Annotated in this window: 11 protein-coding genes; 10 read left to right on the top strand and 1 reads right to left on the bottom strand. The window is 48.4% G+C overall.

The window, feature by feature from the left end; genetic code table 11:
- The first annotated feature begins 257 nt into the window (after positions 1-257).
- From mtnN to LVJ86_RS08395, 10 genes are all read left to right on the top strand, one after another.
- Positions 258-962 carry a 5'-methylthioadenosine/S-adenosylhomocysteine nucleosidase gene (gene mtnN / locus LVJ86_RS08440; protein ID WP_152667055.1) on the top strand — a complete coding sequence of 235 codons (705 nt, stop codon included), beginning with the start codon at positions 258-260 and terminating at the stop codon, positions 960-962.
- Positions 963-996: 34 nt separating this feature from the next.
- Positions 997-1758, top strand: coding sequence for a type I 3-dehydroquinate dehydratase (gene aroD, locus LVJ86_RS08435; protein WP_047761257.1), 762 nt, complete (start codon positions 997-999; stop codon positions 1756-1758).
- Positions 1759-1913: 155 nt separating this feature from the next.
- On the top strand, positions 1914-4376 hold the full coding sequence (locus tag LVJ86_RS08430; protein WP_047761258.1) for a heavy metal translocating P-type ATPase: 2463 nt from the start codon (positions 1914-1916) through the stop codon (positions 4374-4376).
- Positions 4377-5035: 659 nt separating this feature from the next.
- Entirely contained in the window at positions 5036-6676 is a 1641-nt protein-coding gene (locus LVJ86_RS08425; protein WP_047761259.1) for an ABC transporter substrate-binding protein, read from the top strand.
- Positions 6677-6809: 133 nt separating this feature from the next.
- A complete protein-coding gene (locus LVJ86_RS08420) occupies positions 6810-7823 on the top strand; it encodes an ABC transporter permease (RefSeq protein WP_047761260.1) in 1014 nt (337 codons plus the stop codon).
- A gap of 24 nt (positions 7824-7847) precedes the next feature.
- Positions 7848-8753 carry an ABC transporter permease gene (locus LVJ86_RS08415; RefSeq protein ID WP_047761261.1) on the top strand — a complete coding sequence of 302 codons (906 nt, stop codon included), beginning with the start codon at positions 7848-7850 and terminating at the stop codon, positions 8751-8753.
- Positions 8753-9739, top strand: a complete 987-nt coding sequence (locus tag LVJ86_RS08410) for an ABC transporter ATP-binding protein (protein ID WP_047761262.1) — start codon at positions 8753-8755, stop codon at positions 9737-9739. The genes LVJ86_RS08415 and LVJ86_RS08410 overlap by 1 nt, the downstream gene beginning before the upstream one ends.
- The gene (locus tag LVJ86_RS08405) at positions 9736-10710 is read left to right on the top strand and encodes a dipeptide ABC transporter ATP-binding protein (RefSeq protein WP_047761263.1); all 975 of its coding nucleotides are present in this window, start codon (positions 9736-9738) and stop codon (positions 10708-10710) included. The genes LVJ86_RS08410 and LVJ86_RS08405 overlap by 4 nt, the downstream gene beginning before the upstream one ends.
- A gap of 508 nt (positions 10711-11218) precedes the next feature.
- Positions 11219-12697, top strand: a complete 1479-nt coding sequence (gene ubiD / locus LVJ86_RS08400; RefSeq protein ID WP_047761264.1) for a 4-hydroxy-3-polyprenylbenzoate decarboxylase — start codon at positions 11219-11221, stop codon at positions 12695-12697.
- A 218-nt stretch (positions 12698-12915) separates the two neighbouring features.
- Entirely contained in the window at positions 12916-13548 is a 633-nt protein-coding gene (locus LVJ86_RS08395; RefSeq protein WP_047761266.1) for an esterase/lipase family protein, read from the top strand.
- Positions 13549-13633: 85 nt separating this feature from the next.
- Here LVJ86_RS08395 and folE2 read toward each other — a convergent pair whose 3' ends face one another.
- On the bottom strand, positions 13634-14407 hold the full coding sequence (folE2, locus tag LVJ86_RS08390; RefSeq protein WP_047761267.1) for a GTP cyclohydrolase FolE2: 774 nt from the start codon (positions 14405-14407) through the stop codon (positions 13634-13636).
- Positions 14408-14593: the final 186 nt, after the last annotated feature.

Raw genomic sequence — 14593 nt, 5'->3', positions numbered from 1 at the left:
TGTGAATACTGCTCCGGCATATGTCTGTTTGGGGATTTGCCGGATGATATATGTCGGTTGGTTTTCGGTAGTATATAACAAAATGACAATTACGGCAGTGCTGTCTTTAGCTGTTTTCGAACGGCTCGGAAAATGGCATCTGTTGGCTTCAGACGGCCCCGGTGCGTATAATGTACAGATTTGCAAATACAGAACTTTTGTCAATGGCTCTTGCATGATTGCGGTATGGCATGGTTTTGAAAATGAAGGGAATTATTATGAGTCAGGTGGGGACTGTTGCGGTTATCGGTGCGATGTCGCAGGAAATCGAGCTTTTGAAAAACAGTTTGGAAAACATGCAAACCGAAAGCTTGGGCAATTTCACCGTATACCGGGGGCGTTTGGACGGTAAAAATGTGGTTTTGTCACTCAGCGGTATCGGCAAAGTGAATGCGGCCGTAGCCACTGCTTTGGTTGTCAGCCGTTACGGTGCCGACTGTGTGATTAATACCGGCAGTGCGGGTGGTTTGGGCCGTGGTTTGAAAGTGGGTGATGTGGTGATCGGTAGCGAAGTGGCACATCATGATGTGGATGTCACCGCTTTCGGTTATGCCTACGGACAAGTGCCGCAACTGCCTGCGGCTTATCAAAGTGATGAATGGTTGGTGGCGGCGGCTGATCGTGCCGCAGCGGCATTTTCGGGTGCAAAAGTGTATCGTGGCCTGATTGTGAGCGGAGACCAGTTTATTCACAGCTCTGAAGCGGTGGCGCAAATCCGTAGCCGCTTTGAGGGCGTACTGGCGGTGGAAATGGAAGCGGCGGCGATTGCGCAGGCTTGTATGCAATTGGCGGTGCCGTTTGTGGTTGTGCGTGCGGTATCGGATTCGGCCGATGAGGCGGCGGACGTGAGTTTCGAAGAATTTTTAAAAACGGCTTCGGTACATTCCGCCCAAATGGTACGCAGCCTGCTGGGCGAGTTATAAATAGGAAGGCCGTCTGAAAGGTCGGGAGTGGCGGATGAAAACCGTAAATGTAAAACACTTGGTATTCGGGCGGGGGCGTCCGAAAATTTGTGTGCCGTTGGTGGCGAAAAATACTGCCGAACTGGATGCCGCGGTAGCTGCATTAAACGGCGTCCCTTGCGATTTGGTTGAGTTTCGCGCTGATTTTCTGACCGATGCGGCCAATGCCGAAGCAGTATTGGCACACCTGAAGATTTTGCGCGAACGCTTGCCCGATATGCCCGTTTTATTCACTTTCCGAACATTTGCCGAGGGCGGTGAATGTGAAGTGCCGTCTGAATACTATTTTATGCTGCTGCATCGCGTGATTGCCTCAAACCTGGCAGATATGGTCGATATCGAGCTATTTGCCGGTGATGACGGGGTGCAGGCGTTAATTGCGGCGGCGCGTCAATGCGGTGTGGTTACATTGTTGTGCAATCATGATTTTTCGGCTACGCCGGAGAAAGAGGAAATTATCCGCCGCTTGCGCCTGATGCAGGAGCGCGGAGCGGATATTTGCAAAATCGCAGTGATGCCAAAATCGGCTGCAGATGTTATTACGCTGATGGATGCCGCCGAAACCATGAGCCGCTGTTATGCCGAACACCCGATAGTGGCGATTGCTATGGGGTGTTTGGGGGCAGTCAGCCGCGTGGCGGGCGAGTTTTTCGGATCGGTAATGACTTTCGGAACGGCAGGCAAGGCTTCTGCTCCCGGGCAGATAGAAGCGGCGGAGCTCAGCCGTATTTTGGATGTTATGGCGGTTAAAGAATAGGCCGTCTGAACCCGGAAAATAATGGAATATAAACAAAAGGGATGCGGCGGCGGATATGGTGTTGCCATATTATTGTGAATCCTATTTTCAGACGGCCTTTGAGCTTTTAAAAATATGAAATACGAAAAACCACAGATGCGGGGTGAAGTAAAGTTATGAGTCGAGAAACGTGTTTCCACTGCGGGTTGGAAGTCCCAGAAAATCTTCACCTGACCATCCGTTACGAAGAGCGCGAAGAGCCGGCTTGCTGTGCCGGTTGTCAAGCAGTGGCACAGAGCATTATTGATGCGGGCTTGGGCAGTTATTACAAACAACGCACGGCCGATGCCAAGCAGGCCGCACTGCCGCCGGACGAAGTGTTGGCGCAAATCAGATTATACGATTTGCCGGAAGTACAGCAGGGCTTTGTCGAGCAAGGCGAGGGAGATAGCCGCGAGGCCGTATTGATGCTGGGTGGCATTACTTGTGCGGCTTGTGTGTGGCTGATTGAGCAGCAGTTGTTGCGCTTATCAGGTGTGTTGCGTGTAGACTTGAATTACAGTACCGAGCGTGTCCGGGTTAGTTGGGATAATAACCGTGTGGCTTTATCGGATATTTTGCTCCGTATTCAATCTACCGGTTATACCGCCGCGCCGTATGATGCCCAAAAACAGGAAGCCGCCGCCCAAAAGAAACGTAAGCAGGCGTTGATCCGTTTGGCTGTGGCAGGCTTGGGTATGATGCAGACGATGATGTTTGCCGTGCCGACTTATCTTTATAACGATATCGAACCGCAGTTTCTTAAATTGCTGCATTGGGCTTCGTTCTTTATGGTATTGCCGGTGATGTTGTATTCGGCCGTACCGTTTTATCAAGGCGCATGGCGCGATTTACGCAACCGCAGGGTGGGCATGGATACGCCCGTAACGATTGCATTGCTGTTGACATTGGTAGCGGGCATGTATGCGCTGCTCAGCAATGCTGGGCAGGGCATGTATTTCGAATCGATTGCCATGTTCGTATTCTTTCTGCTTAGCGGCCGCTACATGGAGCAGGTGGCGCGCCGTAAAGCCAGTGATGCCACCGAACGGCTGGTGAAACTTGTACCTGCCTTTTGCCACCGCTTGCCCGGTTATCCTGCAAGTGAAGAAGTGGAAGAGGCGGCAGTGGTTCAGCTTGCGGTTGATGACGTGATACTTGTGCGCCCGGGCGAGGTGATTCCGGTAGACGGCGAAGTATTGCAGGGTGAAAGCGAAGTAAACGAAGCGATACTAACCGGTGAGAGCTTGCCTGTGCTGAAACAAACCGGCAGCCAAGTAGTCGCCGGCACGCTTAATACGGCCAGTCCTTTGGTGGTTAAAACCCGCCAAGTAGGCGGTAATACCCGTTTGTCGCATATCGTTCGCCTGCTTGACCGCGCATTGGCGCAAAAGCCGCGCTTGGCGGAACTGGCCGATAAATATGCTTCTTCGTTTGTATTCGGCTTGTTGGTGATGGCCGTACCCGTATTTATCGGTTGGAGCTTGTATGCGGATATGACGACGGCGCTATGGATTACGGTTTCGCTTTTGGTGATTACTTGTCCGTGTGCGCTTTCGTTGGCTACGCCGACCGCATTGGCAGCCTCTACCGGCAGCTTGGCTTCAGACGGCGTGTTAGTGGGTGGCAGTCATAGTTTGGAAGGTTTGTCGCAGGTAACGGATGTTGTGTTCGATAAAACCGGTACACTCACGGAAGGCCGTCTGAATGTGGTGGCAACCCGTCTTTTCGGAAACTGGTCCGAAGCGGAGGCCGTACAGATAGCGCGCCAGTTGGAAGTGCAGTCGGAACACCCGATAGCCAAAGCCATTCTTGAGATGCCGTCTGAAGAGAGTTTGCAGATAACGGCAGAGCAACGCCTGAACCGTGTCGGTCATGGCGTGAGCGCAATGCTGACAATTAACGGTGAGACATTATTATGGTCGCTTGGCCGGGTGGTGTTCGTAGCCGAGATTGCCGGGGCGCTTCCGAACCGTCTTTCTGTCATCGAACATGACGGCGGTTTGGTGGCTTTAGGCAATACACGCGGGTTTCAGGCCGTATTTTTGTTGAGCGACCAAATCAAACCCAATGTGGCCGAAATGTTGTACGAGCTTCGGCAACAAGGCTTGCAGTTACATGTACTCAGTGGCGACAGGCAAACCGCCGTGGATGCGCTGGCGGCACAGTTGGGCTTGGATCATGCGAGAGCGGAAGCTTTGCCCGAGGATAAGCTGGCTTATGTGGAAACGCTGCAACGGCAAAATCGAAAAGTGCTGATGGTGGGAGACGGCATTAATGATGCCCCCGTATTGGCGCAAGCCGATGTGTCGGTTGCCATGGCGGGAGGAGCCGATGTGGCGCGGGATGGCGCGGATGTTGTGTTATTAAATGATGATATGACTGTTTTGCCGAAAATTATCGAACAGGCGAGGCGCACCCGTACCATCATCCGTCAGAACCTGGTATGGGCGAGCTTATATAATGTTATCGCCGTACCGTTGGCCGTTTTCGGCTTTGTTACGCCTTGGATTGCCGCGTTAGGTATGAGCCTTAGTTCTTTATTGGTGGTTTCCAATACTTTGCGCCTTTTGAAAAAGGGTAAGCGTTATCCGGCTTAATATTGAGAACATCATTTGATTCGGCAATAAAATTAGATGGTTTTGTGAAAAACATTATCAGGCCGCTTGAAAGAGGCCGTCTGAAAGGATTTTCAATACAGGTTTAATGACTTATTCGTGATCACCATAGGGCGGGTAGTATATTCATTCGGTGCGTTGGGGATTTTTCCGACCGTATTATCCGTAAAATAGGGGTGTGAATAAGCCGCATACGGTTAGGTGTGCGGCTTATTTTTTATCGATAACAGAGCTTTGCTTTATTAATTTTCTGCTTGCTGGCGTGTGTTTTTTCAGACTGATTATTTAGATCAGACAGTTGAGTAGTCATGAGTAGTAATTCGAACCGACTGAACCATAGGCGAGGGTACTTTCCTGTTGGGAGCGTACTATTTTAAGAAGCAAACAATTGAAAATTTACCCGAGGGTAGAAATGGTTTTAACAAATCGGAATCTTGATTAAACAAAAATTTACATATATAGTCGGCTTTCACCCTATTGAGGTTGTCTATTTGGCTGAGGCTAAAAATCAATCTATATGTTTGAAGTACATAATAGCATTTTGGATATTGTTTTTATTGTACTTTTTATTTTGTATGATTTATTTTTACCGGGCTGTTTTCATTATATGAATTAAGAATAATGTAAAGAGGAGTTTAGGTATGGAAAAGCCTTTATTTAAATTAACCGCACTGGCTGCAATTGCTTTGGGCTTGGCTGCCTGCGGCGGAAAGAAAGAAGATGCGGCTTCCGGAGGCGGCAGTACTTCCGGTGGTGCGAGCACTTTGGTTTATTGTTCTGAAGGTAGCCCGAGCGGTTTTGATCCGGGCCAATATACGGACGGCGCAACATTTGATGCTTCTGCGCATACGCTGTATAACGGGTTGGTACAGTTTAAAATCGGCACTACCGATATAGAACCCGGTTTGGCTGAAAGCTGGGAAGTTTCCGAAGATGGCAAGCAATATACCTTTAAGCTGCGCCAAGGTGTGAAGTTCCATACTACCGATTACTTCAAACCAAGCCGTGATTTCAATGCGGATGATGTGTTGTTTACTTTCCAGCGTATGTTGGATAAAAAGCATCCTTTCAATGCCGCTTACCCGGCAGAGTTTCCGTATGCTGCCGATATGGGTATGGTGGATGATGTCGCTTCAGTAGAAAAAGTAGATGATTACACCGTAAAAATGACTTTAAATAAAGTCAATGCGCCTTTCTTGCAAAACTTGGCCATGCCTTTTGCTTATGTATTGTCTGCCGAATATGCAGATAAGCTGACTGCCGAGGGAAAACAAGCCAATATCAATACCCAACCTGTCGGTACCGGGCCGTTTGTGTTGAAGTCATACCAAAAAGACCAGCAAATCCGTTATGTGAAAAATCATGAGTATTGGAATAAAGACAATGTCAAAATCGATAATCTGATTTTCGCCATTACTAAAGATTCGGGTGTGCGTGCACAGAAAGTCGAGGCCGGAGAGTGCAGTCTGTCGCGCTACAATAAAGTGGCGGAAGTAGAGGCTGCGAAAAAATCGGGTAAGGTAAATGTTGAATCACGCGAAGGCTACAATACAGGTTATCTGAGCCTGAATAGCCGCGAAGGCCGTATCGCATCTGATGTGCGTGTGCGCGAAGCACTTGATTTGGCGATTGATAAAGATGCCATTATCAATGCTGTATTTGCCGGTGCCGGCAAACGTGCCGCAGGTTTGCTGCCGCCAAGCCAATGGGGTGTGGATACCAATTTGAAACCTTCGGCTTATGATCCCGAGCGCGCTAAGGCATTGTTGAAAGAGGCTGGTAAAGAAAACGCTTCGATCGAGCTGTGGTATATGCCGGTTCAACGTCCGTACAACCCGAATGCCAAACTGATGGCTGAAATGATTCAGGCGGATTGGGCGAAAGTCGGTTTAAAAGCTAAGCTGGTAACATATGAGTGGGGAGAATACCTCAGCCGTGGTAAGAAAGGTGAGGCTGATACTATGTTGATCGGCTGGACCGGTGATAACGGTGACCCTGACAACTGGTTCGGTAATCTTTTGAGCTGTGCTGCTGTGGGAGGGTCAAATTATGGCGGTTTCTGTGATAAGGAATTTGATAAAGTCATTGTCGATGCCCGTTCTACTACCGATAAGGAGAAGCGTACGGCCTTATATATGGAAGCGCAAAAGCTGTTAACCGAGAAAAAACCTGCGGTTTATTTGGCGCATTCTGTAACTGATGCCTTATTGGCAAAAAATGTTAAAGGTTACGTATTGGAGCCCTTGGGCAGCACTCGCTTCGAGGGTGTAAGCGTAGAGTAATAGCAGCTAAAACACCATTTTGCTTTTGTATGGGCAAAATGGTGTTTTTTAGTGTTTTCAGACGGCATCTGATGCCGTCTGAAAATGCAGACCATCATTATCAAAATAGATTTTAAATATCAGAGTAAGGCTTATGTTTTCTTATATTTTGCGCCGGTTACTGCTGATGATTCCGATTTATATCGGCTTAACCATCACTACATTCACGCTTATCCGTTTGGTGCCGGGAGATCCGGTATTGGTAATGATGGGTGAGCGCAGTGTCGATCCTGCCGTGCGCGAGGCTATGATGCAGCGTTTAGGGTTGGACAAGCCGATTATTGTTCAGTATTGGGATTATCTAACAAAAATCCTTAGCGGTGATTTTGGTGAAACCTTTCGAACGCGCACACCTGTTTTAGAAGATTTTTTCCACCATTTCGTTCCTACTTTGGAATTGGCGTTCTGTGCGATTACGATTGCTGCCGTGCTTGGTGTGTCTTTGGGGATTATTGCAGCATTAAAACGTGGAAGTTGGCTGGATTATATGTTGATGGGTGGGGCATTGGCCGGCTATTCAATGCCTATTTATCTCCTTGGGCCGATTCTTACCGGCATCTTTTCACATTATCTCGGCTGGCTGCCGGTATCCGGCGTAATTAATGTCATTAAATATATTGATGTACAGCCGATTTATGGTTCGTGGTTGTTAGGTGCTGCCGCATCCGGCGATATGGGGGCTTTATGGGATGTTGTGAAACATTTTTTATTGCCGTCCATAGCTTTATCAACCATTCCTTTAGCCATGATTGCCCGTATGACACGTTCGGCCATGCTTGAGGTTTTGGGCGAAGATTATGTCCGTACCGCGAAGGCCAAAGGTTTATCTCCTACCCGCATTATTTTGGTACATGTATTGCGTAATACTATGATCACGGTGATCACCGTAGTAGGTTTGCAAATGGCAACTTTGATGGCAGGGGCGATTCTTACCGAAACTATTTTTAGCTGGCCCGGAGTAGGTACTTGGCTTCTCGACGGTTTTTTCAGCCGGGATTATCCGATTGTGCAAAACGGAATCTTATTAGTGGCTACTGCTTTGATGATCATCAGTCTACTGGTGGATATTACTTACGGTTTGATTAACCCGCGTATCCGTCACGCTTAAAACAGAATAAAAGGACACATACCCATGACTGTATCTGTACCGACACCTTCTGCCTTAGCGGTTAAGCCGCCGAGTGAATGGCAGCAGTTTGTTACAGCATTTTTGAAAAATAAAGGTGCGACGGCAGGTTTGCTGGTGCTTGCTTTATTGGTGCTTTCCTCAGTGTTAGCACCTTGGATTGCTCCTTATGATCCGAATATCCTCCATGCGGGCAAAGAACAATTGCCGCCGATGTTGTTTGGCGGAACATCCGAATTTATTTTCGGAACCGATGACGCAGGACGCGATACCCTGTCCCGGATTTTACACGGGAGTCGTTATTCGTTATTGATCGGCTTGGCTGCAACCCTGATTGCAATGATTGTCGGTGTATTTTTGGGGCTGACGGCTGCTTTTTGGCCGAAATCAGCAGGCAAGCTGATAATGTTGTGTAATGATATTCTGATGTCGTATCCCGGCCTTCTGCTGGCGATTATCATTGCCGCCATTCTCGGCCCTTCGATGACCAACACTATTTTGGCCATTTCCCTTGTATGTATGCCGCCTTTCATACGTATTACCCGTGCTACGGTGTTGGTCGAGTTGCAAAAAGACTATGTTACCGCTGCCCGCGTAATGGGGGCGGGTTTGCCGCGTTTGATGCTGATTACGGTTTTGCCCAATTGCATGGGGCCTTTGATTGTGCAGGCTACGATGATTTTTTCTACGGCTATTCTCGAGGCTGGAGCTATCGGCTTTTTGGGCTTGGGTGTGCAGCCTCCCTCGGCAGAGTGGGGAGCGATGCTCGGCAATGCGCGTCAGTATATTCAAAGTAATGTTTGGATGGCCGTTTTCCCGGGATTGGCGATTTTCATTGCGGCTTTGTCAATTAACTTGATGGGTGACGGCCTGCGGGATGCACTCGATCCTAAACTGAAGCAGGTGTCTTAATGGAAGCGAAACCTTTATTAACCATTGAAAACCTACAAGTAGTTTTTGGCCAAGGTGCGCGCGCATTCCGTGCGGTAGACTCTGTAAGCATGAATGTGGCGGCCGGCGATGTGTTGGCGGTAGTGGGAGAGTCCGGTTCGGGCAAGTCCGTATCTATGATGGCGCTTATGGGGCTGTTGCCGAATACGGCTGCTATCCATGCAGATAAAATGCTGTTTAACGGGCAGGATATGCTGAACATGTCTGCACGGGCCAGACGGCAAATCATTGGCAAAGATATCTCAATGATTTTTCAAGATGCCATGACCAGCCTGAATCCAAGTTTCACCATTGAAATGCAGATTGTAGAGGTGCTCAAGGCGCACTTGGGCTTAAAAGGAAAAGCTGCGCGCGACCGGGCAGTAGAATTGCTTGAGTTGGTGGAAATACCTGATGCGCCGAGCCGTTTGAAAGCTTATCCGCATCAGTTATCGGGCGGGATGAGCCAGCGCGTGATGATTGCCATGGCTCTTGCCTGCGAACCCAAATTATTGATAGCGGATGAGCCGACTACTGCTTTGGATGTTACCGTGCAAGCGCAAATTATGGATCTGCTGCACAGATTGCAAAAAGAACGCGGTATGGCCATGATTCTGATTACCCATGATTTGGGTTTGGTGGCGCAGCATGCTAAAAATGTGGTTGTGATGTATGCGGGACAAGTGGTAGAGGAAAGTAAGGTGCCATATGTATTTGAACATCCAGCTCATCCTTATACAGAGGCATTGCTGCAGGCCATTCCTGAATTTTCTTTTGGCGAGACACGCTTGAAATCCCTGCCGGGGGTTGTGCCCAGCCAATATGACCGCCCTGCCGGTTGTTTGTTGTCGCCACGGTGCCCTTATGTGCGTGAAGCTTGTATGGTGCCGCCTAAAATGCTGGAAACACCATATGGACGTGTCCGCTGTATTGCCAATGATTTAACCCGATGGAAGGGAATAAAATGAACGAGCAGAATATTGTATTGCAGGCGCGTGAGTTGACCCGACATTATCCGGTGGGTGGCGGTTTGGGCAAGGGCAAACAGGTAGTTAAAGCGCTTAACGGTATTTCATTCGAACTTCGCGCGGGTAAAACATTGGCCGTTGTAGGAGAGTCCGGATCCGGAAAATCTACATTGGCACGCCAGCTCACGTTGATTGAGTCGCCCAGTAGCGGAAGCTTGGCAGTAAATGGTATCGAAACGGCCAAATTATCAGCCGGCGAATTAAAAAAAATGCGCACCGAAATCCAAATGGTGTTCCAAAACCCCTACGGCAGCCTGAATCCGCGTCAAACGATTGCTTTTCAGTTGATGGAGCCGCTTGCTATCCACAGCAAATTGAGTAAAAAAGAGCGTTATGAACGCGCCATGGAAATGATGAAAACAGTAGGTTTGCGTCCGGAACACTCTTCGCGTTATCCGCATATGTTTTCAGGAGGCCAGCGTCAGCGTATCGCCTTGGCACGTGCCATGATGCTCAATCCCAAAATTGTGGTGGCGGATGAACCGACTTCCGCACTTGATGTATCCATTCAAGCCCAAGTGTTGAATCTATTTATGGATTTGCAAGAGCAATACCATACGGCGTATGTGTTTATTTCGCATAATTTGTCTGTAGTTGAGCATATGGCAGACGATATTATGGTGATGTATTTGGGTAAAGCGGTGGAACATGGCGAAAGCCGTGTCATTTTTGAGCAGCCGTTGCATCCTTATACCCAGGCATTGTTATCCGCAGCCCCTAGCCTGAAAGAGCAGAAAGTACAGCTCAAGCTTGCAGGCGAGCTACCCAGCCCGCTTAATCTGCCGACCGGGTGTGCTTTGCATCAGCGTTGCCCATATGCCACGGCGAGGTGTGCAGCGGAAGAGCCGGTATTGCGCGAATGGAAAGGCCGGAAAGTGGCTTGTTTGCGGTTGGAGGAAATCGCCGCATAGCTGATAAACCCGCCCATGTAGAAGCTATATTGCTATTTCGATACGGCGGCTGAATCGGGCCATCTTACATTTGGATTTAATGCCGTCTGAACAAAGTTTCAGACGGCATTTATGCTTGCAAAGATGTATCGACAAGCTTAAAAGTTGATTGTATTGGCAAGAAAGTGCATAACTAAAGCCTATTTATATATTTGAAAAGTTGGTTTTAGCGTTCGTGGCAGTATGGAATACACGGTAGGTAGGTTAAAATACTACCATTTCCAAACAGGGCTTGCTTCATTATTTTGAGGTGAAGTTAATGGCTGCCAATTTTAAAAGTATCATTGAGTACTCCTGAGGTGAGAGAGGATTTTTGATATTTTTTATAGAGCGCGTTAGGGTAGCAGGTAGATTTGCCAAGTAAACATCTTGGTTAGGTGGTATGAGCAAAACAATACAAGCCGTTTGGTAATTTCGGGTATTCCTGCGATAGTATGGGCTGGCTAAATAGCCATCTGAAAGAAAATTAATGAAATATAAAGACTTAAGAGAATTTATTGCTCAACTCGAGGCACAGCAAAAGCTTAAGCGTATTACCTTGCCGGTATCGCCGCATTTGGAGATGACGGAAATTGCCGATCGGGTACTACGCGTGGAAGGTCCCGCATTATTATTTGAAAATCCCGTAAGGCCAGACGGCAGCCGTTATGATTATCCTGTATTGGCTAATCTTTTCGGTACGCCGGAGCGTGTGGCCATGGGCATGGGGGCGGATAATATCAGCCAATTGCGTGAAATCGGTAAAACGCTTGCTTATCTGAAAGAACCCGAGCCGCCTAAAGGCATAAAAGACGCATTTTCCAAGCTTCCCCTTTTAAAAGACATTTGGAGTATGGCACCGAATGTGGTGAAGAAGGCGCCTTGTCAGGAAATCGTATGGGAGGGCGATGAAGTCGATCTGACCCGCCTGCCGATCCAACATTGTTGGCCTGAGGATATTGCTCCGTTGGTAACATGGGGATTAACGGTTACCCGCGGGCCGCATAAAAAACGCCAAAATTTGGGTATTTACCGCCAGCAGCTGATTGGTAAAAACAAGCTGATCATGCGTTGGTTAGCGCACCGCGGCGGCGCATTGGATTTTCAGGCACATAAAAAAGCTTATCCGGGTGTTTCTTATCCCGTAGCCGTTGTACTCGGTTGTGATCCTGCTACGATTTTAGGGGCGGTTACCCCCGTGCCCGATACGTTGAGCGAATATCAATTTGCCGGCCTGCTACGTGGTTCGCGCACAGAGTTGGTGAAATGTATCGGTAGTGATTTGCAAGTGCCCGCCCGCGCCGAAATTGTGTTGGAGGGTGTGATCTACCCGGATGAAACCGCGCTTGAAGGCCCTTATGGCGACCATACCGGTTACTACAATGAACAAGATTATTTCCCCGTGTTTACGGTAGAGCGCATCACGATGCGTGAAAATCCGATTTACCACAGCACCTATACCGGTAAACCGCCTGATGAACCTGCTGTATTGGGCGTGGCCTTAAACGAAGTATTCGTGCCTCTGTTGCAAAAGCAGTTTCCCGAAATCGTGGATTTCTACCTGCCCCCTGAAGGCTGTTCTTACCGCATGGCCGTGGTCAGTATCAAAAAACAGTATGCCGGTCATGCTAAACGGGTAATGATGGGTTGCTGGAGCTTTTTACGCCAATTTATGTACACCAAGTTTATCGTGGTGGTGGATGATGATGTGGATTGTCGGGATTGGAAAGAGGTGATTTGGGCGATTACTACGCGTATGGATCCTGTACGCGATGCGGTGATGGTCGAAAATACGCCGATTGATTATCTTGATTTTGCCAGCCCTGTGAGCGGCTTGGGCGGTAAAATGGGTTTGGATGCAACCAATAAATGGCCGGGCGAAACCGATCGGGAATGGGGTAGGGTGATTGAACGGGATGCTGCTACCGTAGCGAAAGTCGATGCTTTGTGGCAAGAACTGGGCCTTTAAAAAAATACCGCCCGCCGTTATTCGGCCGGGCGGTATTTTTATGAGCAGTAAGTTTTTGGTATCGTTATCGGCGGTTTGCAAACATCGGAATATTTTTGGGTTAGTTGATTGCCTGAAAGTGATAAAGCCGTTTGCAGCAGTTTCAGACGGCCTGGCCCGAGCATATACTATCAATGTTTATGTTGTTGTAATAATGAATTATAAAGGTAACAGAATTGATGAATGAACGCGTATTGTTATTGCACGGCTTGCATATGCATGCTTGGGCGATGCGGCCCTTTGCCCGGTTGTTGGCCGGTTTCGGGTGTGATACCGATACGTTTGGTTATTATAGTGTATTACATAATATTCAAAGGCATAGCAAGGCTTTGATTGATAAGGTAGAGGCCGATTACGAGAAAGACAATACATTAAAACTACACTTTGTCGGACACAGTTTGGGCGGCTTGGTATTGCGTCATTTCGCGGCACAGCGGCCTGATTTGGTGCGCGGCCGAATCGTAACTTTGGGCACGCCGCATCAGGGTAGTCAGGCAGCGGTAAAAATTCACGGTTGGGGACTGGGTGTTCCGGTTTTGGGCGGGTCATTTCTAAGTGGATTGAATGGGGAGGTGCCGCCTTTGCCGGTGGGGATAGAGTTAGGCAGTTTGGCAGGTAACCAACCGTTGGGTTTAGGGCGTTTGTTGCGGCTTGAAGGAGAAAATGACGGCACGGTGGGTGTAGCGGAAACTTGTTTGGAAAACATGGCCGATCATGTGGTCTTGCCGCTTTCGCATACGGGAATGCTGTTCAGTAAGGATGCGGCGGCTCAGTCAGCTTGGTTTTTACGGCAAGGTCGTTTTATGCGTTAGGATATATAAATATATAAAGTGAATGGTATGCAAAACGCCGTCTGTTTTCAGACGGCGTTTTGCTTTCAAAAGAGAACGAGAGACTTTACGGGTAAGCAATATAGGCATAAGCGGAATGATTGTGGATAGACTCGAAATTTTCGCTTTCCACAATATAGCCGCAAATTCGTTTGTCGGCGGAAAGTGCGGTTGCGACATCTCGCACCATATCTTCTACGAATTTCGGATTTTCGTAAGCCTGTTCGGTAACAAATTTCTCGTCCGGACGTTTCAGCAAGCCGTAAAGTTGGCAGCTGGCTTGGGCTTCCACACAGTCGATAAGCTCTTCGATGCCGACTTCGGAGGAGCACGATAATGTAACGGTAACATGTGAGCGCTGATTATGCGCACCGTATTGGGAAATTTCTTTCGAGCAAGGGCACAGGCTAGTAACGGGAACAAGCACTTTCAATGTATGGCGGTACTGACCGTTCTCGATTTCACCGGTAAGGGTAACGTCGTAATCGAGTAAAGATTTGATGCCGGAAATCGGGGCTGATTTTTGGCGGAAAAACGGGAAAGAGACGCTGATTTTACCGGAGTGCGAATCCAAGCGTTGCAGCATTTCTTCGGTTAACGCTTTTAGGCGTGTGAAACTCAATGGTTCGGTTTGCTCTTCCATTAAGGCCACAAAGCGCGACATATGTGTGCCTTTTTGATCGGCAGGCAGGAAAACGGTCATGGTGAGCCGTCCGACAGTCTGCTGCGTACCCTCGGCAGTAGTGATGCTGATAGGAAAACGTAAATCTTTGATTCCTACCTGGTTAATCGGCATATTGCGTAAATCGGGGCTGGATTGCACGTCTGCAATGGCGTTCATGCTGATGGATTTCCTTAAGGGTAACGGCGGATTTGCCTGAACAATACCGCCCAAAATGTGTGCATACGGCTGAAAAACAAGGCCGTCTGAAAATGATTTTAGTTTGCCCGGCCGTTGCGCATGGCAACGTTTTTTTATAATTTTGATTATACGGCGGGCCCGTGCCTTTATTTTTAAGGCCGTAGT

Source organism: Neisseria arctica (assembly GCF_022870905.1).
Classification (GTDB): domain Bacteria; phylum Pseudomonadota; class Gammaproteobacteria; order Burkholderiales; family Neisseriaceae; genus Neisseria; species Neisseria arctica.
The sequence above is the reverse complement of the archived record's forward strand: the minus strand, read 5'-3'. Positions and strand labels throughout refer to the sequence as shown.

Coding starts and splice junctions, on each gene's coding strand:
- mtnN (WP_152667055.1), top strand. CDS start 258: ATGAGTCAGGTGGGGACTGTTGCGGTTATCGGTGCGATGTCGCAGGAA.
- aroD (WP_047761257.1), top strand. CDS start 997: ATGAAAACCGTAAATGTAAAACACTTGGTATTCGGGCGGGGGCGTCCG.
- LVJ86_RS08430 (WP_047761258.1), top strand. CDS start 1,914: ATGAGTCGAGAAACGTGTTTCCACTGCGGGTTGGAAGTCCCAGAAAAT.
- LVJ86_RS08425 (WP_047761259.1), top strand. CDS start 5,036: ATGGAAAAGCCTTTATTTAAATTAACCGCACTGGCTGCAATTGCTTTG.
- LVJ86_RS08420 (WP_047761260.1), top strand. CDS start 6,810: ATGTTTTCTTATATTTTGCGCCGGTTACTGCTGATGATTCCGATTTAT.
- LVJ86_RS08415 (WP_047761261.1), top strand. CDS start 7,848: ATGACTGTATCTGTACCGACACCTTCTGCCTTAGCGGTTAAGCCGCCG.
- LVJ86_RS08410 (WP_047761262.1), top strand. CDS start 8,753: ATGGAAGCGAAACCTTTATTAACCATTGAAAACCTACAAGTAGTTTTT.
- LVJ86_RS08405 (WP_047761263.1), top strand. CDS start 9,736: ATGAACGAGCAGAATATTGTATTGCAGGCGCGTGAGTTGACCCGACAT.
- ubiD (WP_047761264.1), top strand. CDS start 11,219: ATGAAATATAAAGACTTAAGAGAATTTATTGCTCAACTCGAGGCACAG.
- LVJ86_RS08395 (WP_047761266.1), top strand. CDS start 12,916: ATGAATGAACGCGTATTGTTATTGCACGGCTTGCATATGCATGCTTGG.
- folE2 (WP_047761267.1), bottom strand. CDS start 14,407: ATGAACGCCATTGCAGACGTGCAATCCAGCCCCGATTTACGCAATATG.